This window comes from Paractinoplanes globisporus DSM 43857, from assembly GCF_000379645.1.
In the GTDB taxonomy this organism is placed as follows: domain Bacteria; phylum Actinomycetota; class Actinomycetes; order Mycobacteriales; family Micromonosporaceae; genus Actinoplanes; species Actinoplanes globisporus.
The window spans coordinates 155,125-182,052 of record NZ_KB903339.1; the positions used below are offsets into that span (position 1 = coordinate 155,125).

Annotated in this window: 22 protein-coding genes; 15 read left to right on the forward strand and 7 right to left on the reverse strand. The window is 71.4% G+C overall.

Annotated features, from left to right (window positions below):
- Positions 1–26 precede the first annotated feature (26 nt).
- Positions 27–2,135, forward strand: a complete 2,109-nt coding sequence (gene glgX, locus A3CQ_RS0142780; protein WP_040434040.1) for a glycogen debranching protein GlgX — start codon at positions 27–29, stop codon at positions 2,133–2,135.
- A gap of 565 nt (positions 2,136–2,700) precedes the next feature.
- Here glgX and A3CQ_RS0142785 read toward each other — a convergent pair.
- Positions 2,701–3,921 (reverse strand): FRG domain-containing protein, encoded by a 1,221-nt coding sequence (locus tag A3CQ_RS0142785; RefSeq protein WP_020517119.1) that lies wholly within the window; start codon positions 3,919–3,921, stop codon positions 2,701–2,703.
- A 119-nt stretch (positions 3,922–4,040) separates the two neighbouring features.
- On the opposite strand from A3CQ_RS0142785, the gene A3CQ_RS0142790 reads away from it, so the two are divergent.
- The 4 genes from A3CQ_RS0142790 (at position 4,041) to A3CQ_RS0142805 (ending at position 7,621) form a co-directional block, all read left to right on the forward strand.
- Positions 4,041–4,832 (forward strand): aminoglycoside phosphotransferase/kinase family protein, encoded by a 792-nt coding sequence (locus A3CQ_RS0142790; protein WP_020517120.1) that lies wholly within the window; start codon positions 4,041–4,043, stop codon positions 4,830–4,832.
- A 44-nt stretch (positions 4,833–4,876) separates the two neighbouring features.
- Positions 4,877–5,737: an alpha/beta fold hydrolase gene (locus A3CQ_RS0142795; RefSeq protein WP_026206836.1), complete on the forward strand. Its 861-nt coding sequence runs from the start codon at positions 4,877–4,879 to the stop codon at positions 5,735–5,737.
- Between the two features lie 88 nt (positions 5,738–5,825).
- Positions 5,826–7,274 (forward strand): ATP-binding protein, encoded by a 1,449-nt coding sequence (locus A3CQ_RS0142800; RefSeq protein ID WP_020517122.1) that lies wholly within the window; start codon positions 5,826–5,828, stop codon positions 7,272–7,274.
- Between the two features lie 74 nt (positions 7,275–7,348).
- Positions 7,349–7,621: a DUF4242 domain-containing protein gene (locus A3CQ_RS0142805; protein WP_020517123.1), complete on the forward strand. Its 273-nt coding sequence runs from the start codon at positions 7,349–7,351 to the stop codon at positions 7,619–7,621.
- A gap of 32 nt (positions 7,622–7,653) precedes the next feature.
- On the opposite strand, the gene A3CQ_RS0142810 is transcribed toward A3CQ_RS0142805, so the two are convergent.
- Entirely contained in the window at positions 7,654–10,506 is a 2,853-nt protein-coding gene (locus tag A3CQ_RS0142810) for an ATP-binding protein (RefSeq protein ID WP_020517124.1), read from the reverse strand.
- A gap of 151 nt (positions 10,507–10,657) precedes the next feature.
- Here A3CQ_RS0142810 and A3CQ_RS0142815 point away from each other — a divergent pair, with 151 nt between their 5' ends.
- The 3 genes from A3CQ_RS0142815 (at position 10,658) to A3CQ_RS0142825 (ending at position 13,413) form a co-directional block, all read left to right on the forward strand.
- Positions 10,658–11,023 carry a hypothetical protein gene (locus A3CQ_RS0142815; protein ID WP_020517125.1) on the forward strand — a complete coding sequence of 122 codons (366 nt, stop codon included), beginning with the start codon at positions 10,658–10,660 and terminating at the stop codon, positions 11,021–11,023.
- A gap of 6 nt (positions 11,024–11,029) precedes the next feature.
- Positions 11,030–12,064 (forward strand): FHA domain-containing protein, encoded by a 1,035-nt coding sequence (locus A3CQ_RS58245; protein WP_020517126.1) that lies wholly within the window; start codon positions 11,030–11,032, stop codon positions 12,062–12,064.
- A gap of 140 nt (positions 12,065–12,204) precedes the next feature.
- Positions 12,205–13,413, forward strand: coding sequence for a sensor histidine kinase (locus A3CQ_RS0142825; protein ID WP_157297000.1), 1,209 nt, complete (start codon positions 12,205–12,207; stop codon positions 13,411–13,413).
- Between the two features lie 3 nt (positions 13,414–13,416).
- Here A3CQ_RS0142825 and A3CQ_RS0142830 read toward each other — a convergent pair whose 3' ends face one another.
- Positions 13,417–15,039: a methyl-accepting chemotaxis protein gene (locus tag A3CQ_RS0142830; RefSeq protein ID WP_020517127.1), complete on the reverse strand. Its 1,623-nt coding sequence runs from the start codon at positions 15,037–15,039 to the stop codon at positions 13,417–13,419.
- Positions 15,040–15,169: 130 nt separating this feature from the next.
- On the opposite strand from A3CQ_RS0142830, the gene A3CQ_RS0142835 reads away from it, so the two are divergent.
- From A3CQ_RS0142835 to A3CQ_RS0142855, 5 genes are read left to right on the forward strand one after another with little or no spacing between them, the layout of a single operon-like run.
- A complete protein-coding gene (locus A3CQ_RS0142835) occupies positions 15,170–16,582 on the forward strand; it encodes a DHA2 family efflux MFS transporter permease subunit (RefSeq protein WP_020517128.1) in 1,413 nt (470 codons plus the stop codon).
- The gene (locus A3CQ_RS56035; RefSeq protein ID WP_020517129.1) at positions 16,579–17,661 is read left to right on the forward strand and encodes an alpha/beta hydrolase; all 1,083 of its coding nucleotides are present in this window, start codon (positions 16,579–16,581) and stop codon (positions 17,659–17,661) included. The genes A3CQ_RS0142835 and A3CQ_RS56035 overlap by 4 nt, the downstream gene beginning before the upstream one ends.
- Positions 17,658–18,434, forward strand: a complete 777-nt coding sequence (locus tag A3CQ_RS56040) for a class I SAM-dependent methyltransferase (protein ID WP_020517130.1) — start codon at positions 17,658–17,660, stop codon at positions 18,432–18,434. Before A3CQ_RS56035 ends, A3CQ_RS56040 begins: the two co-directional genes overlap by 4 nt.
- The gene (locus A3CQ_RS56045; protein WP_020517131.1) at positions 18,428–18,907 is read left to right on the forward strand and encodes a P-loop nucleotide/nucleoside kinase family protein; all 480 of its coding nucleotides are present in this window, start codon (positions 18,428–18,430) and stop codon (positions 18,905–18,907) included. The genes A3CQ_RS56040 and A3CQ_RS56045 overlap by 7 nt, the downstream gene beginning before the upstream one ends.
- On the forward strand, positions 18,897–19,295 hold the full coding sequence (locus tag A3CQ_RS0142855; protein WP_040434005.1) for an NUDIX hydrolase: 399 nt from the start codon (positions 18,897–18,899) through the stop codon (positions 19,293–19,295). Before A3CQ_RS56045 ends, A3CQ_RS0142855 begins: the two co-directional genes overlap by 11 nt.
- A gap of 28 nt (positions 19,296–19,323) precedes the next feature.
- On the opposite strand, the gene A3CQ_RS56050 is transcribed toward A3CQ_RS0142855, so the two are convergent.
- Positions 19,324–20,715 carry a S1 RNA-binding domain-containing protein gene (locus A3CQ_RS56050; RefSeq protein WP_370657640.1) on the reverse strand — a complete coding sequence of 464 codons (1,392 nt, stop codon included), beginning with the start codon at positions 20,713–20,715 and terminating at the stop codon, positions 19,324–19,326.
- Between the two features lie 26 nt (positions 20,716–20,741).
- Complete coding sequence (locus tag A3CQ_RS0142865) at positions 20,742–21,347, reverse strand: TetR family transcriptional regulator (protein ID WP_020517134.1); 606 nt, start codon at positions 21,345–21,347, stop codon at positions 20,742–20,744.
- Between the two features lie 182 nt (positions 21,348–21,529).
- Between A3CQ_RS0142865 and A3CQ_RS0142870 the strand changes: the two genes are divergently transcribed.
- Positions 21,530–23,089 carry a CocE/NonD family hydrolase gene (locus tag A3CQ_RS0142870; RefSeq protein WP_020517135.1) on the forward strand — a complete coding sequence of 520 codons (1,560 nt, stop codon included), beginning with the start codon at positions 21,530–21,532 and terminating at the stop codon, positions 23,087–23,089.
- Between the two features lie 283 nt (positions 23,090–23,372).
- On the opposite strand, the gene A3CQ_RS61460 is transcribed toward A3CQ_RS0142870, so the two are convergent.
- Positions 23,373–23,570 (reverse strand): hypothetical protein, encoded by a 198-nt coding sequence (locus tag A3CQ_RS61460; RefSeq protein ID WP_157297004.1) that lies wholly within the window; start codon positions 23,568–23,570, stop codon positions 23,373–23,375.
- A 217-nt stretch (positions 23,571–23,787) separates the two neighbouring features.
- Between A3CQ_RS61460 and A3CQ_RS0142875 the strand changes: the two genes are divergently transcribed.
- Positions 23,788–25,038 (forward strand): erythromycin esterase family protein, encoded by a 1,251-nt coding sequence (locus A3CQ_RS0142875; RefSeq protein WP_026206838.1) that lies wholly within the window; start codon positions 23,788–23,790, stop codon positions 25,036–25,038.
- Between the two features lie 4 nt (positions 25,039–25,042).
- Here the strand turns inward: A3CQ_RS0142875 and A3CQ_RS0142880 are convergent, their stop codons facing one another.
- A complete protein-coding gene (locus tag A3CQ_RS0142880; RefSeq protein ID WP_020517137.1) occupies positions 25,043–26,914 on the reverse strand; it encodes a SpoIIE family protein phosphatase in 1,872 nt (623 codons plus the stop codon).
- Positions 26,915–26,928: the final 14 nt, after the last annotated feature.

The following is a 26,928-nucleotide window of genomic DNA, read 5'->3' on the forward strand; positions in this document are numbered from 1 at the left end:
GTGCTCGAGGGGGAAGCATGGCGGGCATCACGGTGTGGCCGGGCAATCCGTATCCGCTCGGCGCCACCTACGACGGGGGCGGCACCAACTTCGCGGTCTATTCCGAGGTCGCCGACCGGGTCGAGCTGTGCCTGTTCGACGACGACGGCACCGAGACGCACATCGATATGCCAGAGCGCGAGGCGAACGTCTGGCACGGCTATCTGCCGCGCGTCGTGCCGGGCCAGCGCTACGGCTATCGGGTGCACGGGCCCTACGACCCGCACAACGGGCTGCGCTGCAATCCCAGCAAACTGCTGCTGGATCCGTACGCGAAAGCCATCGACGGCCACAACGAGTGGAGCGATGCGCTCTTCGCGTATCGGTTCGGCGATCCGCTCTCGCGCAACGACGCCGACTCGGGGCCGTTCGCGCAGAAGTCCGTGGTGATCAACCCGTTCTTCGACTGGGGCAACGACCGGCCGCTGCGTATTCCGTTCTGGGAGACGGTGATCTACGAGACGCACGTCAAGGGCATCACCGTGCGGCACCCGGGCATCCCGGACGACGTCCGCGGAACGTATTCCGGGCTCGCCCACCCGGCGATGATCAAGCATTTCCAGGGGCTCGGCGTCACCGCGGTCGAGCTGATGCCGGTCCATCAGTTCGTGCACGACTCGGTGCTGCTCGACCGGGGGCTGTCGAACTACTGGGGATACAACACCATCGGCTTCTTCGCGCCGCACAACGACTACGCCTCGTTCGGCGGTCGCGGCGGCCAGGTGCAGGAGTTCAAGTCGATGGTGAAGGCGCTGCACAAGGCCGGCATCGAGGTGATTCTCGACGTCGTCTACAACCACACCGCCGAGGGCAACCACCTCGGGCCGACGCTGTCGTTCCGCGGCATCGACAATCCGGCCTATTACCGGCTGGTCGACGCCGACAAGCAGTACTACTACGACACCACCGGCACCGGGAACAGCCTCAACGTCCGCCACCACGAGTCGCTGCGGCTCATCATGGACTCGCTGCGCTACTGGGTGACCGAGATGCACGTGGACGGATTCCGTTTCGACCTGGCCGCCGCGCTGGCCCGGGAATTCCACGAGGTCGACCGGCTGGCCGCGTTCTTCGACCTGGTCAACCAGGACCCGATCGTGTCGCAGGTGAAGCTGATCGCCGAGCCGTGGGACGTCGGCGACGGCGGCTATCAGGTCGGCGGTTTCCCGCCGCTGTGGACGGAGTGGAACGGCAAATACCGCGACTCGATACGCGATTTCTGGCGCGGCGAGCCGTCCAGCCTCGGCGAGTTCGCGTCCCGTTTCACCGGCAGCTCCGACCTCTACGAGCACGACGGCCGCCGCCCGGTCGCATCGATCAACTTCGTCACAGCCCACGACGGATTCACGCTGGAAGACCTGGTCTCCTACAACGAGAAGCACAACGAGGCCAACGGCGAGCAGAACAACGACGGCGAGAGCTACAACCGCTCCTGGAACTGCGGCGTCGAGGGCCCGACCGACAACCCCGACGTGGTGGCGCTGCGGGAACGGCAGAAACGCAATTTCCTCGCCACCATGCTGCTCTCCCAGGGCGTGCCGATGATTTCGCACGGCGACGAGCTCGGCCGCACCCAGCACGGCAACAACAACGTCTACTGCCAGGACAACGAGCTCAGCTGGATAGACTGGGCGGAGGCGCGAAACGCCGACGTGCTCACCGGTTTCGTCCGCCGCCTCACCAAACTGCGCGCCGACCACCCCATTTTCCGCCGCCGCCGCTTCTTCACCGGCGACCTGGTCGGCGACACGAAAGCCCCCGACATCGCCTGGCTGCGCCGCGACGGCGAGCCGATGACCGAGGACGACTGGAACACCCGCAGCGGCATGACGATGACGGTCTTCCTGAACGGCCACGGCATTCCGGAACGCGACTCGCTCGGCGAGCCCATCACCGACGACTCATTCCTGCTCCTCTTCAACCCCCTCGGCGACAAGGTCGCATTCACCCTCCCGCCAAGAGAATTCGGCCGCACCTGGGAAGTGGTCGTCAACACGGCCGACCCATTGCTGGCCACCCGCCGCAAAACCGCGCGCGCCGGCGGGCAGGTCGAGGTTCCGGGGCACACGCTCGAGGTGTTGCGCTGCCGGTATTGACAAAATTCCCCGCGACGGGCGTCTCGGCGTCCCTCGATGTCGTGATGTCGTAGCCCGCGCGGCGACCGGAGCTCGCCCGGCGGGTGGCCGGATCGGCCGGCCCGGGAAGTCGCGCGGGCCCGGCGGTCAGCCCCCGCCGAGGAGCGCGAGGAGCCCGCCGCCGCCCGCGCGCCTCCGCCCCGCAGATATCCGCGCCACAGGGCGGCGGCGAGCAGCACGAACACGATGAGCATCAGGGAGCTGATCGCCACCTTGATCGCGTGCCATCGGAACCAGTAGTCGACCAGTCTCGCCAGCAGGGCCGGGTACTCCGGCCCGCCGCCCCGCCAGAACTCGACGAGGCCGCGACCGACCCCGTCCCGCAGCGCGGCCTCCTGCCGGAACGACCCGTACCCCCCCGCCGAGCAGGGCGGCGGGGGCGAGCACGAACGCCACCATCGACGCGACACCGGCGGCCACCAGCAACCCGATCACGGGCCACGAACTCCATCGAACCCGGACCTGATCAGCGAACGGCAGACGGTCGTCGCCGCAGCCATGACCTCTAAACGAACTTATGACCCTCTCAGACCGCGCGCGGGTGGAACCACAGCTCGGGAAAGAACTCCCAACCTTGCAGCCACACGTCTGCCTGGGTCAGCCGCGTGAAGCGGCTGAGCTCCATCGCTCGTGGCGGCAGTCCGGTCGGCACCAGGCTCAGAGACGTGAACGTGCGCTTCCCCATCGCAGCCACGGCGGGGCCGAAGGTCGGGTATTCGTTCGCTTTCCGCCGGACGCTCATCGCGTCGATGTAGTCGACGACCAGGTCGAGGTCCTCGGCGAAGCCTTCTCCGGCCGGATCGGGCATCTCGGGCGCGCCAAGCCGGCGAAGGTCCTTCCGGACACGTTCGGCGTCCTCCATCTGCCAGCGATTCAGCGTCGGCGGCCCGAAATCCCGGGCGACATCCACCGCCCAGTCCTTCAAGCGCACGAGGGGGTCGTCGTCGACCAGAAGCGCGGAATATTGCCGATCCGCGTCGGTTCTGGCGGCGCCGTCGGCGGCAAACTCGATGCGCGGAAATGAGGAGACCTGCCGGGCGACAGGCGAGCGATTCAGGACGGTCAGGAGAACATCCACATTCGTGTCGGTGCCGTCGAAGCACGGCAGCTGCTGGAAATAGCCGCGTTGCCGCCAAACCCTCTTGGCCGCCGTGGGTGGCAGGCAGAAGCTCATCGGATCGTCGACTGCCTGCGGCCAGACGAGCACCGTCCCCCTCTCGCCGGGCGGGAGGCCGTGCAGCGCGAAGACCACCGAGACGAGCGGATCCCAGGACCAGTCCACATAGTTGGTCGCCAAACCGTAATGCTGGCCGACCATCAGACCATCCTCGGGATCCATCGGAAAGTTGGGCACCGTACCGTTGACGTAGCGGTAGTTTTCGACGATCAACCCGTTCAGCGTGCCGGCAAACCAGCCCAGCGCGGCGGACTGCACCTGTCTCTCGTGCGCGCCCAGCCGGCACCGGCTCGGCCTCAATTCGGGGAAGCGAGCGAACTGGCCGCGGAAACCCAGCAGGTTCGTGAAGGACGCCCCAGGAAGAATCCCCTTGCCGGATTCGTCCACCGAGTACGTGTCGTGGACCACGAGCAGGAGCCAGGCCGCCGCGGCTTCGGCGGAATCCGCCTCCCAGGTGAACTCGCCGGTCTGGCGAACTGTCGCCGCCACATCGTCGAGCATCGGCAACGCCTCCGCAGAGGGAAGGCACCCTTCCCGGTGGACGGCGAAGATCTCCGCGAGCAGTGACATGGCGGCTCCCGCCATTCACCGTGCTCCGCCTCAGAAGACAGAAGCGCGAACTGACGGGAATCAGTCAGGAGCCGGCTTATTCGGTCGCCGTGGACGGCTGGTGCCGGTAGAACCGGGGGATGACCGAACAACGGCTGCCCGGCGGGCGCGTTTTCGGCGCCGTACTGGCCGGCGACGAGGTTCGCCGGCCCGCGCAGCCGTGGACGGCGACCGTGCACACGGTGTTGCGGCATCTGGAGGAGGCCGGCTTCGACGGCGCTCCGCGCGCCCGCGGCTTCGACGACCAGGGCCGCGAGCGCTTGACGTACCTCGCCGGCAAGACACTGGGCGACACCCCGCCGCCGTGGCCGGACTGGCTGCGCTCCGACGAGGCACTCCGGCAGGTCGGCGGGTGGCTGCGGAGGCTGCACGACGCGACCGGGACCTTCCGGCCGGACGACGACGCCATCTGGTTCACCGGCCGTGCGTGGCAGCCGGGGCTGCTCATCGGCCATCTGGACGCGTCGCCGTGGAACGCCGTCTGGGCCGGCGGCGACCTGGTCGGCTTCATCGACTGGGACACGGCGAGCCCGTCCCGCCGCGAGGACGACCTGGCGTTCTCCACGCTGACCTGGGTGCCGCTGCTGACGGCCGAGGTCTCCGTACCGGCCGGATTCGAGGACCCGGACGACCGGCGCCGGCGATTCCACCTGCTCCTGGACGCGTACGGCTACCCGGCCGGCGACCGCACCGCGATCCGCGACGCCATCCTCGGGCGGGTCGAGCGCAACGTCGCGGTGATCCGGCAGCTCGCCGAGGGCGGCGAGCCGACCTTCCGGCACCTGCTGTCGTGGGCCGCGCTGCTGGAGCAATCGGGCACCGAGGTGGCCGCGTTGCCGACCGAGTTCTGGCTCCGGCCGCCAACCGCTTGACGAAAGGCGGTGGCCCCGGTGTTGTGGTGGTCGGGGAGGCGGAAATGCGAGAGGTCATCCTGTCCGCGGGCACCGTCGACTACGAGGACACCGGCGGTGCGGGACCGGTCGTCGTCCTTCTGACCGGCGTCTTCGTGGGGACGACCGTGTGGCGGCACGTCGTCGAGGACCTCAAGGCCGACCACCGCTGCGTCGTCCTGGAGGTGCCGCTCGGCGCGCACCGCCGGCCCATGGCCCGCGACGCCGATCTCAGCTCGATCGGGCTCGCCAGGCTGGTGGCCGAGTTCCTGGAGGCGCTCAACCTCCGCGAGGTCACGCTGGTCGGCTGCGACTGGGGCGGCGCGCAGCTCGTCGCGGCGCACGGCCTCGACGAACGCGTCGCCCGGCTCGTGCTGATGCCGCAGGAGTCCTTCGACAACTACCCGCCGGGGCTGCCCGGCCGCGCGCTACGCCTGTCCTCGATGATCCCCGGCGCCACCCGCCTCGCCATGCAGACGTTGCGGGTGCCGGGCCTGCGCCGCTCCCCGGTCAACTTCGGCCTCATGTCCAAGCGCCGCATCCCCGACGACATCATGGACGCCTGGCTCGCCCCCGCGCTCGACGACCCGAAAATCCGCCGCGACCTGCTGAAATACCTCCGCTCCACGCGCCGCGGCGAGTACGTCGACGCGGCCGCGAAACTGGCCGGCTTCGCCAAGCCCGCCCTCGTGCTCTGGGCCCCCGAGGGCCGCATGATGCGCCCCGAGAACGGACCCCGCCTCGCGAAGGCACTCCCCCAGGGCCGCCTGATCGAGGTGCCCGACGCCTACACCCTTCTCCCGGAGGACCAGCCCACGATCTGCGCCCGGGAGATCCGCTCTTTCACCGCCGACGCCCACACTCCTGGACCCTCGAGCAGTCTGTGACGGGCGGACCTGCCGGTCATCCCCCGGTGGCTAGCCACCGCGCCGACCAGCCATCGGTCCCGCGCACGCGCGAGTACGGTGAGGCGACATGACCGCGCGTGAACAACTCCCCTGCGACACGGCCGAGCTCAGGTCGCTCTTCCTCTTCGAGAAGCTCAGCGACGACCAGCTCGAGTGGCTCTGCCGCAACGGTCACGTCGAGCGCTTCGACCCCGGCTACGTCTACCGCGAGGATGACCTGGCGACCTCGTTCTACGTCCTGCTCGACGGCGAGCTGGTGATCTCGCGCCGGGCCGGCGACCAGGACGTCGAGATCAACCGCACCAGTCAGGCCGGGTCGTACGCGGGCGCCTGGCGCTCGTTCTTCGGCGACGGCGTGACCAACACGCTCGACAACACGCTGCGCACGACCGTCCCGTCCCGCCTGTACGTGCTGGCCGCGGACAAGTTCGCCGAGCTCATGCGCGAATGGTTCCCCATGCCCGTACACATGCTCGCGGGTCTTTTCGCCGGTATGAGGAACACCGCGCAGGCGGTGAGCGAACGGGACCGGCTGGTGGCCCTCAGCTCGCTCTCGGCCGGTCTCACCCACGAGCTGAACAACCCGGCCGCCGCGGTGTCGAGCGCCACGGCGGCGCTGCGCGAGCGGATCGCGGCGATGCGGCACAAGCTGGGGCTGCTCCTGTCGGGCCCGATCGACCGAGACGATCTGGCCGTGCTGGCCGGCCTGCAGAACCGCACTGTCGAGCATGTGACGAGCTCGTCGCTGAGCTCGTTGGCGGCCTCCGATCGCGAGGACGAGCTGTCCGACTGGTTGGACGACCGCGGGATCTCCAGCGGGTGGGAGATGGCGCCGGGATTCGTCCAGGCCGGATTCGGCACGGCCTGGCTGGACACCGTCGCGAGCTCGATCAAGGACACGTCGTCCCTCGAGAACGTGCTGGGCTGGCTCAACGCCACGGTCGACATCGAGCTCCTCATGAACGAGCTGGCCGACTCGACGGCCCGGATCTCGGCCCTGGTGACGGCGGCCAAGCAGTACTCGCAGCTCGACCGCGCGCCGTACCAGGTGGTGGACATCCACGAGTTGCTCGACAGCACGCTGGTGATGCTCAATCGCAAGATCGGCGACGCGATCACCGTGGTAAGGGAGTACGACCGCGGTTTGCCTCCGATTCCGCTGTACGCGGCGGAGATGAATCAGGTGTGGACAAATCTCGTCGACAACGCGGTCGACGCCATGAAAGGCCAGGGCACTTTGACCGTACGCACGTCGCGCGACAACGATCGAGTCCTGGTCGAGATCGGGGACACCGGCGTCGGCGTCCCGGAGGAGGCCAAGCGGCGGATCTTCGAGCCGTTCTTCACGACGAAGCCGGTCGGCTCCGGCACCGGCCTCGGCCTCGACATCTCGTGGCGCATCGTGGTCAACCGGCACCACGGCGATCTGTCGGTCGAGTCGGCTCCCGGGAACACCCGGTTCATGGTGCGCCTGCCGATCGCCGCGGCACCGGAACAAGGCAGCGGACCCGGGTGACTCCGTCGGCCGGTCCGGGGATTCCGGGGTGGCGTCGCCGCTTATACGGTGGTGTGGCTGAGGGAGGAAATGCGATGCCGCTTTTCATGATCGAACGCAATTACGCGGAGAAGCTCGACCCCAATGCGGCCGAGGCCGAGCGCATCAATCTGATCAATGACAGCGAGGGAGTTCACTGGCTCTATTCGTTCCTGTCGGCCGATCTGCGCAAAACCTATTGCCTCTACGACGCCCCGACGGCCGAGGCGATCATCCGGGCCGCGCAACGGGCCGGGATTCCGGCGGACGTCGTCGTCGAGATCGATGCGCGGGTGCTCGCGGACGGGTCGCTCGCCCCGGCGGTATGACGGCGGCGTGACGGCGATGTGACGGCGGCCGGTCACGTCAGGCCGTGCTGGGCGGCATAGCGGGCCGCCTGCGTACGGTTGCGCGCGCCGGTCTTGGCCAGGATGCTCCGGACGTGGTTGGCGGCGGTGTTCTCGGTGATGAACAGCCGGGCGCCGATCTCGCGATTGCCCAGCCCTGCCCCGAGCAGCCGCAGCACCTGCAGCTCCCGGTCGGTCAGGCCGGCGGGCCGGGCGGCGGTGTCGCGCTCGCCGAGCGTGCGCAGGACCCGGCGCAGGCCCAGCGGCTCGGCGATGGCGCGGGCCCGGGCCACGAGATCCCGTACGTCCGCCTCGCCGGCCCCGGTGCGCCGGCGGTGCTCGATGATCGCCGTCAGGGTCTGTGCCACGTGGACGGGCGCGCCGACCCGGGTGTCCATCTCGAGCGCGGCCGCCAGCGACGCGGCCGGATCGCCCTGCCCCAGCAGTGAGTCCACCGCCCCGATGTACCGGTCGGCGCTCCCGAACAACGCCACGAACGGCTCCGCCACCAGGTTGAGCCCCGCGTAGCGGTCCAGCGCCGGGCGCAGATCCGCCGCGGTCGCGGTGTCACCCAGCCACAGCGCCGCCTCGACCAGGAAGGCGAGCACCATCGGCCATTGCGCGGAGGCCTCGTCGCACAGCACGGGACGGTCGAGGATCCAGCGCATCAGGCGGGCCGCGGGCTCGCGCAGGCCGAACTCGGTGTACAGCGCCAGCAGCCCCGGCGCCCAGTAGCCGCCGGGCCGTTCCTCGCCGGTGATCAGCGGGCGGACCTGCTCCAGCGCGCCGGACTCGCGGCGCACCATGAAGCTCTGCACGCCGAACGGCCCGGTCGTCTGGTCCGGGCCGAGCGAGAGCCCCAGCCGCAGCTGGGCGTCGCAGGTGCGCTCGGCCGCGGCGAAGTCACCCACGATGAACTGCTTCCCGTACGCCGCACCGGCCGCGTGGTACTCGAAGTAGGCCTGGCCGGTCGCCTGGGCCACCCCGGCCAGCTCCCGGTGCGCCGCCTCCAGCTCGTTCGGATCGCCCAGCAGGTACGCGGCCATCGCCCGGTGGTGCGCCGCGGGCCCGAGCAGGACCAGGTCGCCGTGCTTGCGGGCCAGCCCGGAGAGCTCGACCGCGCGGTCGCGTACGGTGGCGAAGTAGTGGGGTGTCTGCCGGTCCCACAGGCTCGCCGACAGCGCCTCCATCAGCAGCCGGTCGTCGTGCGCGGCGCGAGCCAGCTCGAGCGCCCGCGTCATGCTCGCCGACGCCTGCTCCCGGTTGCCGGTGAACGAGAGCGCCCGCCCCAGCCCGGCGAGAAGGCGGACGTAATCGGCACCGGTCGGGCCGGGCCTCGCGCGTTCGAGAGCCTCCCGCAGCAGCTGGACGGCCTGCCGGCTGGGCAGGCCGGGCCGCCAGGAGGCCGCCTCGAAGGCGACGGCCGCGAGCAGCCGTTGGGCGTCCGTGCCCTTGGCGGCGACCCGCTCGGCGAGTTCCCGCGCCCGGACGAAGTCGGCGGCGTGGATGTGCTGCTCGACGGCGTTCAGCAACGCGGCGTCCCGCGCCTCCGCCTCCGGGACGAGGGCGGCGGCCCGCTCGTACAGCCGCGCCGCGTCGCTGTGGGCCAGACCCTGGGCGGCTATCCGGGCGGCCTCGGCGAGATAGCGTACGGCCTGGCCGGTGTAGCCGAGCGGATGCGCGCTGGCGTAGTGGTGGGCGAGCCGCTGGACGCGGCGGTGCGTCGCCGGCTGCCGCTCGATCGCCGCCGCCACCCGGGCGTGGCAGTCCATCCTCGCCGAGGCCGGGATCAGCTCCAGGACCGACTGCCGGGCCAGGGCGTGGGTGAACCGGAACGTGTCGTCGCCGTCGGCCATGGTGAGCATCAGCCCCGCGTCGACACAGGCGTCCACCGCGGCGAGCGTCGGCGCGGCCGTGCTCCCGGCCGCCGAGCAGAGGATCGCCGGCTCGACCTCCTCGCCGATCACGGCGGCCAGCCGGGCGATCGCGGCCTGCTCGGGGCTCAGCCGCGCGAGCCGGCTCTGGAAGGCGTCCCGCACCGACGCCGGGGCGGTCCACGCGTCGTCGAGCGCCCCCAGCCCGCCGCGGGCCCGCAGGTCACGCCACACCTCACGGACAAAGTACGGATTGCCGCCCGTACGCCGGTGCAGCGTCTCGGCGGCGGCCCGGGCCCGCTCCGGCCGCACCCCGGCGTCGCGCATCAGGTAGTCCGCGATGTCCTCGGGACGCAGCGGCGCCAGGTCGATCCGCTGCACGCCGTCGGCGCCCTGCACGGTCGCGATCGTCCGCACCAGCGCCGCCGAGCGGTCCGGCGCGGTGTCGCGGTGGGTGGCCAGGACGAGCAGCCGGTCGGCGGCGGTGTGCTGGGCGATGTAGGTCAGCAGCTGCTGCCCGGCCGTTCCGCTCCAGTGCAGGTCCTCCAGGATCAGCACGAGCGGCGCGTGCCGGGTGGTCGTCCTGATCAGGTCGACGACCGCGATGCACAGCTGCCGCTGGAAGGCCTGATCGGCGTCGGGAACGGGAACCTCGCCGGTCAGCACCCGCAGCCGCGGCGCGGCGTCCTCGACGCCGGCCAGCAGCGCCTTGAGCGGCTCGACGAACGGCTGATAGGGCTCGCCCAGCTCCGCGACGCAGCCGCCGATCAGCACCGTCGCCCCGGCCCGGTGCAGGGCCCGGGCGGCCTCGGCGGCCAGCCGCGACTTCCCGGCGCCGGCCTCGCCGCCGACGAAGACCAGCTGACGAGCACCGGCGGCGGCCGCGGCCCACGCCTCCTCCAGCGCCGCGAGCTCGGCGGCGCGGCCGACGAAGGTCTTCTCCGCGGCGCGTTCCCACTGCTCCGGCAAAGCCGGCGGCATCCAGCCGGTCATCACCTCAAGCTACTGACGGCCCCCGGACCCGTCGATAGTCAGATCTGACTACCCGGGCCGCCGGAATGGCACCGGGCAATTCCGGTCATGCGCGCGAGGACTCCCCATTCCTACCGTCGAGATATTCCACAAATCCGTGAAGGGAAATCTCATGAGGAAGAATGCGATTCTGTCTCTCGCCGGCCTGGCCGTCCTGCTGTCGGCACTGTTGATCGGCTCGCCCGCGGCCGAAGCGTCGGTGCCGCCGGAACCGGACGGGTGGGCAACCGTCTCCACCGTCGACTCGGTGTCGCCCAAGACCGTCGTCGCCCTCTGTCCCCCGGGTCAGCGGGTAACCGGCGGTGGCGGCTGGGCCTTCGCCACCACGCCGGCCGAGAACACCGGCGTCGCGGTCACCCACCTGGAGCCGGTCCACTTCCAGGCCGGCGACGGCCTCCTGGCGACCGCCACCGAGATCGCCCCGGGAATCCCGGGCGACTGGTGGCTGGAGGCCTACGCGTTCTGTGCGGAGGAGTAGACGGCCATGAAGGCGTACGCCACCGACACGGCGATCTATCGCCCGACGGCGACCCTGACGGTGGTCGCACCGCCCGCCGAGGACGGCCGGACCGTGACGATCGAGCCCCGGGGCACGGTCATCGGCCGCGACGCCGGCTGCGACCTGGCGATTGCCGGCGAACATCTCAGCCGGCGTCACGCGGCGGTCCGGCCGGGCCACGGCACGACGGGCGAGTACGAGGTCGTGGATCTCGGCTCGGCCAACGGCACCCGGATCAACGGCGAGCTGATCGCCGGTCCGAGCCCACTGCGCGACGGCGACCGGCTCACCCTCGCCGACGTCGAGCTCGGATTCCGCATCGGCGACCGGCCGTGGGAACGCCGATCGCTGCCCCGGGAGCTGCGAGAGGCGCCGGGCTTCTCCCCCGGCGCCCTGCTGCTGGCCGTGCTCGGCTCGGTCGTCGGCGCTGTCCTGACCGGCGTCCTCAGCAAGAGCGACTGGGGCACCTTGGCCGGCGCGGCGCTCCTGCCGGTGGTCAGCACGATCTTCACGACGCGGCGGGCCGGTGAGAAGGGACGAGTCCGCGCCGCGGCGATCGTGATCCTGAGCCTGATCGCCCTGTTCGTCACCTGGGGCGGCTTCAGACTTGTCGGGACCCTGCCGGCCGTCGACCGCAACACCACATTTCCGCAGTTCCCGGAGCTCGACGCGGCCAAGCCGCCGGAAACACCAAAACCCGTCGCCGAGCTGGACCCGGTCGACTGTGGTGGCGCGGGCATCGGTGAGGAGATCGCCTGTTCGGCCGCCACGATCCGGTACAACGGCGGCGGCCGGCTGCACATCACCCGCGTCGAGGTGACCGGCCGGGACGCCCGCGATTTCACCGCCGGCCCGGAATGCACGGACGCCTGGCTCAGCCCGGGCGAGACCTGCCAGCTGACCCTCCGGTTCCGGCCGGGCAACGCGGGCAAGCGCCAGGCCACCCTCGTGATCCACCAAAACCTCCCCAAGCCGGACCGGGGTACGCGGGCGTCGCTCGCCGGGGTCGGTAACGGTTGATGCATCCTGTAGCGGTCCCGGGGTGCCGAACTGGTATTGATGGTCAAGAATTGAGCCCGCCGCCCCCGTGGGCGACTATCGTTACGACCTGGCGACGGTGCTGGGGCACGGGGCCGCCGCCGCGAAGGCAGGTGGTGGCCATGAGCTCTGAAGTGGACGGTCGCGTCCCCCCGGTGACGCGGCGCCTGTCGACCGCGCTCGCCGGGCTGCGGCGCAGGCTGAACAGGAACCACGCCGCGACCGTGACGCCGGGCATGTGGGCGACCGTCACGGCCGCCTCGGCGCATCGCACGCTGAGCCTGGTCGACCGGCTGATCCGGCGGCTGGACCGGCTCGAGTTCGGTGAGGAGGACCCGGCGCGGCTGGCCGATCTGTTCGAGCTCGACCATCTGATCACGCAGATCCGGCACAACGAGGAGAGCCTGCTCGTGCTGGCCGGCGCCGATTCCGCGCGCGTACGGCGGGGCGCCGAGAGCCTCACCGACGTGCTGCGGGCCGCCCAGTCCGAGGTGGAGCAGTACACCCGGATCGAGATCGAGGTGGCCGACCTCGACCTGCGGGTGGCCGCCGCCGCCGCGAACGACCTGCTGCACCTGGTCGCCGAGCTGCTCGACAACGCCACCAAGTACTCCACGCCGGACACCACCGTCACCTGCGAGGCCGGGCGCGACGGGGCCGGCGTGCTGATCCGCATCGGCGACCGCGGGGTCGGCGTCGACGCCGGCAAGCTGGTGCGGCTCAACGAGCGCCTGGCCGGCACGGGTGACGGCGAGGGGATGCTCGGGCTCGCCGTCGTCGCCCGCCTGGCCGAGCGCAACGGCATCGCCGTCGTCCTGAAGGCGGGCGAGGACGGCACGATCGCCGAGGTGACGATCCCGGCGAAACTGATCGTGGTGGCGAACACGGTGCCCGAGCCGATCCCGCAGACCCTCCCCCGGCGCACGGTGCGGGAGGTGCCGCCGGCGCTGGCCGACCGCGTGCGCTCGGCCGTCGCGACCATGTCGCGCAAGCCCGTCGAGGAGACCGAGGAGGGCGAGTTCCAGCTCCGCGAGGGTGCGGCGACCATTCTCGTACGCGTCCGCGCGAACCCGCCGATGGTCAACGTCCTGGCCCCGGTGCGCACCGGCGTCGAGTCCGGCGAGCCACTGCACGCGAGACTGTCCGAGCTGAACGCCGAGCTGCCGGTCGGCCGCCTGTACTGGGCCGACGGGACGGTCTGGGCGTCCGTCCCGGTCTTCGGCCACGACTTCCAGGAATCGCACCTCAAGCTGGCCGTCCACGTGATGGCCGGGCTGGCCACCGAGATGCACGACCGGTTCGGGAAGGGCCCGGCCGGCGAGGAGCCGTGACGCTCAGATCCGGAAGGTCGCGACCAGCCCGCTCAGCTCGGTCGACATGCGCGCCAGCTCGGCCGTCGCGTGCTGCGTCTCGGCCACGCCCTGGCTGGTGAGCCGGGCCGCCTCGGCCACCCCGGTGATGTTCTGCGCGATCTCCCCGGTGCCGCCGGCCGCCTCGGCGACGCTGCGGTTCATCTCGGCCGTCGTCGCGGTCTGCTCCTCGACGGCGGAGGCGATCGTCGTCTGGAACTCGCTGATCCGCTCGATCACCGCCGAGATCTCCTCGATCGCGGAGACCGCGCCGCTGGTGTCGGACTGGATCGCCTCGACCCGGCGGGAGATGTCCTCGGTGGCCTTCGCCGTCTCCTGAGCGAGGTCCTTGACCTCGGAGGCGACCACCGCGAAGCCCTTGCCGGACTCGCCGGCCCGAGCCGCCTCGATGGTCGCGTTCAGGGCGAGCAGGTTGGTCTGCTCGGCGATCGCGGTGATCGTCTTGATGACGTTGCCGATCTCGGCCGAGGAGTCGCCGAGCTTGTTCATGGTGGCCGAGGTCTGCGCCGTCACGGTGACCGCCTCGGCGGCGACCCGGGCCGCCTCGGCCGCGTTCTGCGAGATCTCCCGGATCGACGCGCCCATCTGCTCGCTGCCGGCCGAGACCGTGTCGACGCTGCGGGACACCTGCTCGGCGGCGGCGGAGACGGCCAGCGCCTGGGCCGACGCCTCCTCGGCGGACGCCGCGATCTGCGTGGCGGTGCCGGTCATCTGCTCGGAGGCGCCGGCGAGCGAGGTGGCCGAGCCCTCGATGGTGGCGATCGTCCGGCGCAGGCGGCCCATGGCGGAGTCGAGCGCGCGGGCCATCTGGCCGGGCTCGTCGCGGGTGTCCAGGCCGGTGGTGCGGGTGAGGTCGCCGTCGGCGAGACCGTCGCAGACGTACGTGACCTTGGTGAGCGACCGCACGATCTTGCGGGCGGTCAGAATGCCCAGGCCGAGCGCGAGCAGCAGGCCGACGGTGAGCGTGATGATCGACGTACGCCGGCTTGACTGGTAGCTGTCCGTGGCCGCCTCGGCGTTCTTCGCGGCGTCGGCCGTCTCGGTGCTGTCCATCTGCTTGAGCGTGTCGGCGAGCTTGCCGAGCATCGGGGTGACCTGCTCGTCGCGCACCTTCGACCACTGGGCCAGCTCGCTCTTCTCGCCGAGCGGGATCAGTGTGCCGGTCGCGAGGCCGGTGTAGGCGTCCCACTGGTTCTGCAGGGCGGCGATGAGGTCGTCGCTGGAGGCCGGCTGGCTCGCCTCGTAGGCGGCCATCGCCGTGTCGAAGTCCTTGAGATCCTGCTCGTACGCGTTGCCGAACTGGGTGGTCGCGGCCTCGGTCGTCGACAGCGCCTGGTTGGATGCGTCGACGTTGGTCTGCACCGCGACGAACTTGATCTGGCCGACGGCCTTGATGCTGGCGACGTTGCTCGTGTAGATCAGCTGGGCCGAGTCGCTCGCGCCGCCCAGCGAGACCAGCCCGAGGATGCCGACCACGAGCGCCACCAGCGCCGCCATCGCCACCGCGGCGATGACCTTGACGTTGACGCTGAGGTCATCGAACGAGGGTCGGCGGCTCCGTTCCGCCGCGCCGGTCATCGCGCTCATGAGGCCTACTATGCGTTCCTCGCGGCCACAGCGGTTGAAATCGCTGGAAGTCGGACATATCAATCGATGGGCGGCCTCCTGTGACCAGCATTGCTGCATCATGCAATTTTGTGCGGGTAGAACTTAACGTGTGCGCCGCCGGTACCTGATCCTCGCCATCTGCTGCATGAGCCTGTTCATCGTCGGTCTCGACGCCACGATCGTGAACATCGCGCTCCCCTCGCTCCGGACCGACCTGAACGCCTCGGTCGCCGGTCTGCAGTGGACGATCGACGCGTACACGCTGGTGCTGGCGAGCCTGCTGGTGCTGTCGGGCTCGACCGCCGACCGGATCGGCCGGCGGCGCACCTTCCAGACCGGGCTCGTGCTGTTCACGGCCGGGTCGCTGCTGTGCAGCCTGGCGCCGGGGCTGGGCTGGCTGATCGCGTTCCGGGCCGTGCAGGCGATCGGCGGCTCGATGCTCAACCCGGTCGCCATGTCGATCATCACGAACGTCTTCACCGAGCCGCGCGAGCGGGCCCGGGCCATCGGCGTGTGGGGCGGGGTGGTCGGCTTCAGCATGGCGCTCGGGCCGGTGCTCGGCGGCGCCCTGGTCGACTCGCTGGGCTGGCGGGCGATCTTCTGGGTGAACGTGCCGGTCGGGATCGCGGCGTTCCTGCTGGCGGCCCGGTTCGTGCCCGAGTCCCGGGCGCCGAGGGCGCGGCGGATCGACCCGGTCGGACAGGTGCTCGTGTTCCTCGTGCTCGCCGGCGTGACGTACGGGATCATCGAGGGGCCGGTGGTGGGCTGGTCCTCGTACAAGATCTGGGGTTGTTTCGTCCTTGGCGCCTTGAGCCTCGTGGCCCTGCTGATCTACGAGCCCCGGCGCGAGGAGCCGCTGATCGAGCTGCGGTTCTTCCGGAGCGCGCCGTTCAGCGGCGCCACCCTGATCGCCCTGTCGGCGTTCGCGTCGCTGGCCGGATTCCTGTTCCTGAACTCGATCTACCTGCAGGACGTGCGCGGGCTGTCGCCGCTGCACGCCGGCCTGTGGACGCTGCCGATGGCCGCGATCACCGTGGTCGTGTCGCCGCTGTCCGGCCGGCTCGTCGGCGCGCGCGGCACCCGGCTGCCGCTGGTCCTGGCCGGGATCGCGTTCATCGCGGGCATGCTGCCGATGACCCGGCTCACCGCGGACACCCCGTTCTGGCTGCTCACGTTCTGCTACGTGGTGTTCGGGTTCGCCTTCGGCATGGTCAACTCGCCGATCACCAACACCGCCGTCTCCGGGATGCCGCGCGAGCAGGCGGGTGTCGCGGCGGCGATCGCGTCGACCAGCCGGCAGGTCGGCGGGGCGCTGGGCGTGGCGGTGCTCGGCGCCGCGGTCTCGACGGCGACCGGCGCGGACTTCGCGGCCAGCAGCCGGACCGGCTGGTGGATCATCGTGGCGCTGGGCGCGGTGGTCCTGGTCCTCGGCCTGGTCACGACGGGGAAATGGGCGCGCGCGACGACCGAGCGGGTTGCGGTGCACACAGAGCCGCCGATGGCGGCCAAAATAGCCGGGTGAGTCTCAAGCGGGCGGGTGCGGCCACGGCGGCCGTCGTGGTTCTGCTCATTTGCGCGTACGGGGGATTTCTCCGTCACCGGTCGCGGCACGAGGTGTCGGTGGCGCCGCCGGGGCCGTACCTCGTGGGGCGCGGGTCGCAGGAGATCGCCGACCGGTCGCGGACGGATGAGCTGTCGCCGCTCGGCGGAAACCCGCGGGTGTTGTCGGTGTGGTTCTGGTACCCGGCCGCGGCGGCGGGGCCGCAGTCGGCCTACGCGCCGGGGGCGTGGGCGGGCATGCACCGGTTCGGATGGGGGCAGACGTCGTTCTCCCGGGTCCGGACGGGCACCTATGACGACGCGCCGTTCGCGGCCGGGTCGTTCCCCCTGGTGGTGCTGCTGCCGGGGATGGGATTCTCGGCGCCGCAGTATCAGGCTCTCGCGGCCGGTCTCGCGAGCCGGGGATACATCGTGGCGGGGGTGACGCCGACCTACAGCGCCAACCTGTCGGTGATAGCCGGGCACGCGGTCCGCGCCTCCGCGGCCGGTGATCCCTCCGATCTGTCCGGTCCGGCCGGCGATCGGCTCGTCGCGGTCTGGGCCGCCGATGCCCGCTTCGCCGCCCAGCAGGCCGGCGTGCTGCTGGGCGTCCACGTCAACCGCAATAAAGTTGCATATGTCGGTCACTCGTTCGGTGGCGCCGCGGCTCTCGAGGCCTGCTCCGGGGATTCCGCCTGCGTCGGGGCGGCCGATCTCGACGGGACGCCCTACGGCGCGGTGGTCCAGGGTGGACTGCGGAAACCGCTGCTCCTGCTGAGCTCCGGAAAGGACGGGGCCGATCAGGAGCGGTCGGCGCAGACGCTGTTCGCGGCGAGCGGGCCGGCCGCCTGGGCGTACTCGATCACGGGCGCCCGGCATTTCGACTTCACCGACTACGCGGCGTACTGGCTGGCCGCGCCGGTGCGGGCCGTGCTCCCGCTCGGCAACCCGCGCACGCTCGCGATCACCGGCACGTTCCTGGCGGCATTCCTGGCCGAGGGCGATTCATTTCGGCCACCGTCGATGGATGGCGTGCGGCGGGCTGACATGCTTGACCGATGACTTCCTTCGTGCGGGTGTTCGACGAGGCCGCGGAGAGCTACGAGAACGTCGGCGTGCCGTTCTTCACGCCGATCGGCTCGGCCCTGGTGGCGGCCGCGGCGCCCCGCCGGGGATCGCGGGCGCTCGACGTCGGCTGCGGGACCGGGGCGGTGCTTCTGCCGCTCGCGGCGGCGGTCGGGTCCGAGGGCCACGTGACCGGAATCGATCTGGCGCCGGGGATGGTGGCGCGGGCCTCGGCGGTGGCGACCGGGCTGCGGCAGGTGACCGTCCGGGCGGGGGATGCGCAGGCGCCGGACTTTCCGGACGGATCGTTCGACCTCGTCACGGCGGGGCTGGTCGTCTTCTTCCTGCCCGACCCGCCGGCCGCGCTCCGGGCGTACCGCAAACTCTTGAAGCCCGGGGGTCGCCTGGCCGTCAGCAGCTTCGCCCAGCATGACCCGCGCTATCCCCAGGCGATGCGGGTCCTCGCGCGTTTCGCGGAGGATCCGCCGCCGCCGCGCCGGAATCACCCGATCTTCGAGTCGGCGCCGCAGCTGCGGGAGGCCTTCCTCGCCGCCGGCTTCGCCTCGGCCTCGGACCGGGAGGTGGTCGTGCACAGCGAGTTCCGCGATGCCGCCCACGTGTACGAGTGGATCGGCTCGCACGGTGGCCGGGACCTGGTCTCGAAGGTGCCGCTCGGGCGGCGCGCGGCGGCGATCGCGACGCTGGCGGGTGAGCTCGAGCATCCGCTGACCTTCGCCACCCGGATCCGCATCGTCCTCGGCGAGTGCTGATCATCGTCAGCGGGGCGCCGGGGACGGGGAAGACGACGCTCGCCCATGCCCTGTCTCACTCGCTCGGCTTCCCGGTGATCAGTCGCGACGAGATCCGCTTCGGCCTGGTTCACTCCGGCGCGCCCGACGAGGGATCACTCACCACATACCAAACATTTCAGGACATTGTACGATTGATGGTCGCGCGCGAGGTGACCGTGATCGCCGAGGCGGCGTTTCAGGATCACCTGTGGCGGCCGATGCTCGGGCTGGGACCGACTCGGATCATCCGGTGCGTGACCACGGCCTCGCTCGCCCTGGACCGAAGGGTTGACCGAGCGGCCCTTCCCGGCACGCCGGTGAGCGTCGACGACTGGGTTCCGATCTCCTCTCCCGCGCCCACGATGATCGTCGACACGGCCGACGGATACTCCCCTTCGTTCGGCGAGATCGCGGCTTTCGCCGGCGGTCATACTGATCTTCATGAGCCGTAGCCCGTCGGTGTCCGTCGTCTTCGTCTGTCACGACGGCGAAGGGCGCATCCTGCTCGCTCGCCGCTCGGCCGGCGCCCGCGACGAGCCGGGCACGTGGGACTGCGGCGCCGGCGCCCTCGAGTACGGCGAGACCTTCGAGGCCGCGGTGACCCGCGAGGTCACCGAGGAGTACACGGCGGCGCCGCTGGCCATCGAGCAGGCCGGCGTGCGCAACGTGCTGCGCGGCGACTCACACTGGGTCGCGGTGGTCTTCCGGGTGCGGCTCGACCCTTCGCTCGTACGCATCGGGGAGCCGCACAAGTTCGACGCGCTCGGCTGGTTCTCGCCCTCTTCCCTGCCGAGCCCGCTGCACTCGCAGCTCCCCGCGACCCTCGCCCTGCTTTACTGACCGGCCCTGCTTTACTGACCGGCCTGCTTTACTGACCGGGCGTGCGGCTCGCCAGCACCTGGCGTCCGTGGGCCTCCCACCGGTCGTGGGCCTCGGCGTACTCCCGCTCCCACGTCTCCCGCTGCGCCTCGAAGCCCTCCAGCCACTCCCCCGTGTCGGGGTCGAAGCCCTCCGGGTAGATGTAGTTGCCGTCGTTGTCGTAGGTGGCCGACATCCCGTACAGCGTGGGGTCGAAATGCTCCTCGCCCTCGACGAAGACCGCGTTGGCCTGCTTGAGCGAGAGCGAGATGCGCCGCCGCTCGAGGTCGATGTCGGTGACCTTGACGAACACCTCGTCGCCGACCCGCACGATCTGCTCGGGCAGCTCGATGTGGCCCTCGGCCAGCTCGGAGATGTGCACGAGCCCCTCGATGCCGTCGTCGACCCGCACGAACGCGCCGAACGGCACCAGCTTGGTGACCGTGCCCGGGACGATCTGGTTGAGCGCGTGGGTGCGGGCGAAGTGCCGCCACGGGTCCTCCTGGGTCGCCTTGAGCGACAGGGAGACGCGCTTGCGGGCCTGGTCGACCTCGAGCACCTCGACCTCGACCTCCTGGCCGACCTGGACCACGTCGGACGGGTGGTCGATGTGCCGCCAGGACAGCTCGGAGACGTGCACGAGGCCGTCGACGCCGCCGAGGTCGACGAACGCCCCGAAGTTGACCACGCTGGAGACGACGCCCTTGCGGACCTGGCCCTTCTGCAGCCGGGAGAGCAGGTCGCCGCGGATCGCCGTGCGGTTCTGCTCGAGCCAGGCGCGGCGGGACAGGACCACGTTGTTGCGGTTCTTGTCCAGCTCGATGATCTTCGCCTCGAGCTCGCGGCCGACGTACGGCTGGAGGTCGCGCACCCGGCGCATCTCGACCAGCGAGGCGGGCAGGAACCCGCGCAGGCCGATGTCGAGGATGAGGCCGCCCTTGACGACCTCGGTGACCGGGCCGCGGACGAAGCCGTCCTCCTGCTTGATCGCCTCGATCCGGGCCCACGCCTCCTCGCGCTTGGCCTGGGCGGGGTCGATCGCGGGCTCCGCTTCTTCCGCGGTCGCTTCTTCCGCGGTCGCTTCTTCCGCGGTCGCTTCTTCCGCGGTCGCTTCTTCCGCGGTCGCCTCTGCGACGGTCGCCTCTGCGACGGTCGCCTCTGCGACGGTCGCCTCTGCGACGGTCGCCTCTGCGACGGTCGCAGGCGCTTCCGCGGCCACCGCTTCCGGGGCAGGCGCTTCCGCGGCCGCGGGCTCGCCGGTATCCGGCTTGGCCTCGGCCTCGACCGCTTCCGCCTCGACCACCGGCACGCCGTCGAGCCGCACGGCATCGGCCGGCGGCGCGGGTGGGTCGGGAACAACGGTGGGCTCAGTAGGAGGGACAGCAGTTTCGGGCGAGCTCATCGACATTCCACCTTTATCGTCGAACATCAGAGCTTACCAATCGGCAGCCCCGCCTCGGAAGAAGCCGGAACCGGTCGGAAAACGCCGTCCAGGGCCAGATCGATCGACCGACCGGCCGCGGCGACCGCCTCGCGGGGACCCGGCGCGGCCTCCACGACCCCTTCTACCATGCCGAACAGCAGCACGACATCGGCGGGGACGAAATCGGCGCGTACCCGGCCCTCGGCCTGGGCCCGGCGCAGCGGCTCGGCCAGAGCGGCGATGACCCGGCGCAGGTACCGGCCCCGGGTGGTGTCGTCGAGCCGGCGGGCCAGCCGCACCAGCGGCCGCATGGTCACCTGGATGTGCAGGATCTCGTCGAGCGCCTTGCGGAACGTCGCCGGCTGCTCCCGCCCGGCCGCCACGCAGCGCTCGAGCCGGTCGACGAGATGCCCGATCACCGCACCCGCCAGTGCGACCCGGTCCGGGAAGTGCCGGTACAGCGTGGCCAGCCCGACCCCGGCCCGCTGGGCGATCTCCGGCATGCCGACCACCGGCTGCTGGCTGGTCATCACCTCACACGCGGCCCGCAGGATCGCCGTGCGGTTGCGCTGGGCGTCCCGGCGGCGGGCCGGCTGGGCACCGTAGAGCACCGTGGCCTCCTCGGAAGTGACCTACGTTACTGGCAAGTAACGATAATGTCATGAAGTTCAATTTCTCGGTACCGCTTCCTACTGTTCAGTAACCGGAGCGCTCCGGCCCTGCTCACCTCCGAACGTGCGACGGCGCCAGCCACCCAGGTGCCGCCACGCGTTTCCCTTCCTCAGGAGTGCGCATGGCCCCACGGCGCTCGACCCTGCTCGCCGGCCTGTTCTCGATGCTGGCGGCGACCATCCTCATCGGGGGCGGCCCGGCCGCGGCCGCGTCCCCCACCGTTCGCTTCGTCGACGTCCCCGGCGACGGCGTGACCCTCAAGGCGAATGTGACCGTCCCGGCCGCGGCCGGCAGTTACCCCGCGGTCGTCCTCCCGTCCAGCTGGGGTCTCAACGACCTCGAATACCTCGCCCAGGCCCGGGCGATGGCTTCGGACGGCTACGTCGTCGTCTCGTACACCCCTCGGGGTTGGTGGTCCTCCGGCGGCGAGATCGACACGGCCGGCCCGTCCGACATGGCCGACCTGTCCAAGGTCATCGACTGGACGATCGCGAACACGCCCGCCGACCCGTCCCGCATCGGCGCGGCCGGCGTCTCCTACGGCGCCGGGATCAGCCTGCTCGGCTCGGCGTTCGACAAGCGCATCCGCGCGGTCGCCATGCTCAGCGGTTGGACCGACCTCGTGTACTCGCTCTACAGCGACCAGACCCGGCACCTGCAGTCGTCCGGCCTGCTGTCGATCGCGGCCCAGCTGCTCGGCAACCCCGGCCCCGACCTGACCGGCAAGCTCGACGACTTCAACGCCAACCGCAACGTCGACCAGGTGATGGCGTGGGCGAAGGTCCGCTCCCCCGCCACCTACCTCGACCGGATCAACGCCAACAACCCCGCCGTGATGATCGCCAACGCGTGGGGCGACTCGTTCTTCCCGCCCAACCAATTGGTCGATTTCTACCACAAGCTGACCACGCCCAAGCGCCTCGAACTACGCCCCGGCGACCACGCGATCGCCGAGCTGACCGGCCTGGCCGGCCTCCCCAACGACGTGTGGACCAGCATGCGCGGCTGGTTCGACCGCTACCTCAAGGCCGACGCCACGGGCACGCCGCCCGGTCAGGTCCTTTTAAGGTCCGACAATCAGACCGAGACGTACGCGTCGTGGTCTGCCCAATCGACCAGCACACGACGCTACGGCCTCGGCGAGATCCGCTGGTGGGACAACACCGGCCTGCTCGGCGGCGACCCGTCCACCGGCTGGTCGAAGGCCGTGCCCACCGACCTGGACACGGTCGCCGACGGCGGCGTGGTCCTGCTGACCAACGGCATCTCGGCCTTCACCGGCCTGCGCCCCACCATCTGGCTACCCGCCGTCGACCGCTTCCGGGCCGGCGTCTGGGCCTCGGCCCGGCCGTCGAGCGCGGTCCAGATCCGCGGCATCCCCAAGCTGCACCTCAACCTGACCGGCACCGCGGTCACCGGCTCGCTGGTCGCCTACCTCTACGACCTGGACAATCTGGGCGGCGCGGCCCTGATCACCCACGCCCCCGTCACCTGGCTCTCCGGCGCCGCCGGCAACCGGACCGTCGACCTGGCCCTGACCGCAACCGACTACGACGTGCCGGCCGGGCACTCGCTCACGCTGGTCGTGGACACGGTCGACCCCCTCTACTACGACGCCAACGCCTCCGGCCGGACCATCACCATCACCGGCGGCTCCTACGTCGACATCCCCCTGAAGTAGCACTCGTCCCGCGCCCGGCCGGGGCCGTCCACCCCGGCCGCGCCGCGCCCCCACGAGCCCCGGGTGGAAACTCAGGATCGCCAGGGCCCGGGCCGCGGGTGGTCGCGGCGGGCCCGCCATGGCCCGGCGCGTGGGCGGTGGCGGCGAGTGCGGCCACTTGCGGTCGATGCCGCCACGGGCGAGATCCACTCGACGGCTCGGGTTCCGGCATCAGTCGTATATCGCCCACCGCAACGGGTCGCACCCGCGCAACCAGGCAGCCACCGGGCCATGGAAAGCCGGCTCAGTCATCCACGAAGCCGACGGGACCGCACCACGCCGCATCCCGCCGCGCCGGGCCGAGTTGAGCCTGGCCGGCCACGCTGAGCCGGGCCGCGCTGAGCCGGGCCGCGCTGAGCCGGGCCGCGCCAGGCCCGGCCGCACCGAGCCAGGCCGCGCCAGGCCGGGCCGCGCCCAGGCCGGCACGCCAGGCCGGGGCCACGCCACGCCGGGCCGCGCCAGGCCGGGGCCAAGCCGCGCCGGGCCGCCACGCCAGGCCGGGGCCACGCCAGGCCGGGCCGGGCCGCATTGGGCCGGGGCCCGGGCCGGATCGACGCTCCGCCCTCGGCCGCCCCTGCGGTCCCGCCGGATACGGCCGAGGTCGGGAATGTCCGGAAGGTCGGACGTATGGGCTGGGGGCGGTGGGGTATCCGCAGGTCATGCACCGGTACGGGGATGAGGTTGGTGCGATCGGGCGGGCTCTGCACGGGCCGGGGGATCTGGATGTTTTGCTCGATCGGGCCCGGGGCGCGCGGGTGGTGCTGATCGGCGAGGCCAGTCATGGGACGCATGAGTTCTATGAGTGGCGGGCGGCGCTCACCCGGCGGCTGATCGCGGAGCTGGGGTTCTCGTTCGTCGCGGTGGAGGGGGACTGGCCGGACTGCGCGCGGGTGGACGCGGCGATTCGGGGGGCGGTGCGGCCCCGGGCGGCCCTGGTCGAGTACGAGCGGTGGCCCACCTGGATGTGGGCCAACGAGGAGACGGTCGACTTCGCGGAATGGCTGCGGGCCTACAACGCGCGGCACGACAACGCGGTGGGGTTTCACGGGCTGGACGTGTACTCGCTGTGGGAGTCGATGCGGGAGATCCTCGTGTGGCTGCGCGAGCACGAGCCGGACCTCGTGCCGGTCGCGCTCCGGGCGTACCACTGCTTCGAGCCGTACGGGGAAGATCCGAACGCCTATGCGTACGCGACCCGGTTCGTCCCGCACAGCTGTGAGGATCAGGTGGTCCGGATGCTGATCGAGCTGCGCGGCGCCGACCTGGGGGTCTGGCAGAACGCCGAGGTCGTCGCCGGCGCCGAGCACTACTACCGGGCGATGATCGAGGGCGGCGCCCGGTCGTGGAACGTGCGGGACCGCCACATGGACGCGACGCTCGGGCGCCTGCTCGACCACTACGGCCGGCACGCCCGCGCGGTGGTCTGGGCCCACAACACGCACGTCGGCGACGGCCGCGCCACCGACCAGTCCCGGCACGGCGAGGTGACGCTCGGCGAGCTGGCCCGCGACCGCTTCGGCGCCGGCGAGGTGGTGCTGGTCGGGCTCGGCACCCACCGCGGCACGGTCGTCGCCGGCCGGGCGTGGGGCGCCCCGATGGAGGTGATGGGCGTGCCACCGGCGCGGCCGGGCTCGATCGAGGACGTCCTGCACGCCGAGGCGCCGCCCGAGGCCCTGTTCGTCTTCCCGCCCCTGGGCGAGCGCCCCGACCTGCTGGTCGACGAGGTTCCGCACCGGGCGATCGGGGTGGTCTACAAGCCCGAGCGCGACCGGTGGGCGAACTACACGCCGTCGGCGCTGGGCGACCGTTACGACGCCTTCGTCTGGATCGACGAGACCCGGGCGCTGCGCCCCCTCCACCCCCTGCACATCGACACCCGGGAGCCGGAGACCTATCCGAGCGGGGTCTGACCGGTCAGCGGGCGCGCAGCGGCATCAGGTGGTGGCGCAGGTCGCGGGTCTCGCCGGTGACCGGGCGCGCGGCCAGGATGCACGTGTCGTCGTCGGGGTTGGCCTGGCGCAGGCGGGCCAGGATCTGCGCGAGCGGCTGCTGCGGGCTCGCGGCCACGGCCTCGTCGACCGTGCGGATGGCCTGGGCCAGGCCGTCGTCCATGCCGCGGCGGCGGTGCTCGACCAGGCCGTCGGTGTAGAGCAGCAGCACGTCGCCGATGCGGAACGGCAGGCGGGCCGTCGGGTAGACGGCGTCGTCGACGACGCCGAGCATCGGGCCGGCCGGGCGGTCGAGCGTCGTGGTGCGCCCGTCGCGGGACAGCAGCGGCGGCGGGTGACCGGCCTGCGCCCACAGGATCTCCTGGCGGTTCGGGTCGAACCGGGCCACGACCGCCGTGGCCGACAATTCCGGATTTTCCCGTTCCAGCTCGCAGGTCAGACGGTTCAGTTGTCCGAGGAGGACACCCGGGTCGCCGGTCGTCACGGCCAGCGCGCGCAGGGCGTGCCGCAGCTGCGCCATCGTGGTCGCGGCGGGGGTGCCGTGCCCGGCCACGTCGCCGACCGCGAGCAGCACCGAGCCGTCGCGCAGCCGGGTCGCTTGATACCAGTCGCCGCCGACCAGCGTTTCCCGGCCCGCGGGCAGGTAGCGCACGGCGACCTTCAGCCCGGGGAACTCGATCGGCCCGTCGGGCAGCGGCAGGATGATCCGCTGCAGGCGCCCGGCCAGCTCGTGCTCGTCGGCGAGCCGGCGTTCCACCTCGGCCAGGCGGCGGGCGTCGTTCTCCCGCTCGGTGACGTCCTGCACGATGCCGTAGATGCGCAGCGGCCGGCCGGCGGTGTCGCGGACCGCGTCGGCCACCGTACGCAGGTGCTTGACCCGGCCGCCGATGCGCACCCGTGTGGTGACGTCGACCTGGGTGGCCCGGTCGAACGCCTCGAGCGCGGCCCGGATCAGCGGCGCGTCCTCGGGCACGGCCAGGGCGTCGGACTCGGAGCGGCTGAGCGGGCCGAGCCGCGGGTCGCGCTCGTAGATCCGGTACAGGTGCTCGGACCAGAAGATCTCCCCGCTGACCAGGTCCCACTCGCCCCAGCCGAGGTTGCCCAGCCGCTCGGTGCCGGCGACCCGGTTGCTCTCGCGGCCGGCCTCGTCGTGCCGGGTCCAGTTCAGCAGCAGGCCGTGGCCGAGCCGGTGGGCACGGACCGTGTAGACCGCGTCGCCGAACCGGAACGGCCCGATCGCGTCGGGGCAGCCGGTGTCGAGGACGCCCTGGTAGACCTCCCAGCGGCCGCTGTCGGGAGCGGACGGGAACTGCGTGCTGATGCGCCGGCCGATCAGCTGGGCGCCCCGCAGACCGTCGGGGGTGGACGCCTCGGGAGTGACGGCCGCCCAGACCAGGTCGAGGATGCGGCCGGTGCCGTCCCGCTCGGCGGTCAGGTAGCCGCACATGCCGGGTGTGACGTCGAGCACACGCTGGACCATCGCGAGCCACGGCTCGAAGCGGCGGACCGCGGCCGGTTTGGGTTTGACCGGGCCGGCGGCGGCCGGCGCGGTGAGGGCGGCGGTGACCAGTTGCGGCACCGAGACCGGCTGCGAGCGGTCGGTCGCCGACTCGGAGACATCGAGCATCCTGATCACGCCGTTTGCCACCTCGAGGGGGTCGCGCCGCTGGTCGGCGGCCATCCGGAGCAGGTGGCGGTGGGCCTCGGCGACCCGGCAGCGGGCCCGGCCGGCAAGCAGGCCGACGGCACGCTCCACGATGGCCCGTTCGGCCTCGGCCGCGGTCGGCGCGGGGACAGGGCGCAGGCTGCTGACCGCTTCCGCGTACGCCCGTGGCACCGCACCCTCCTCAG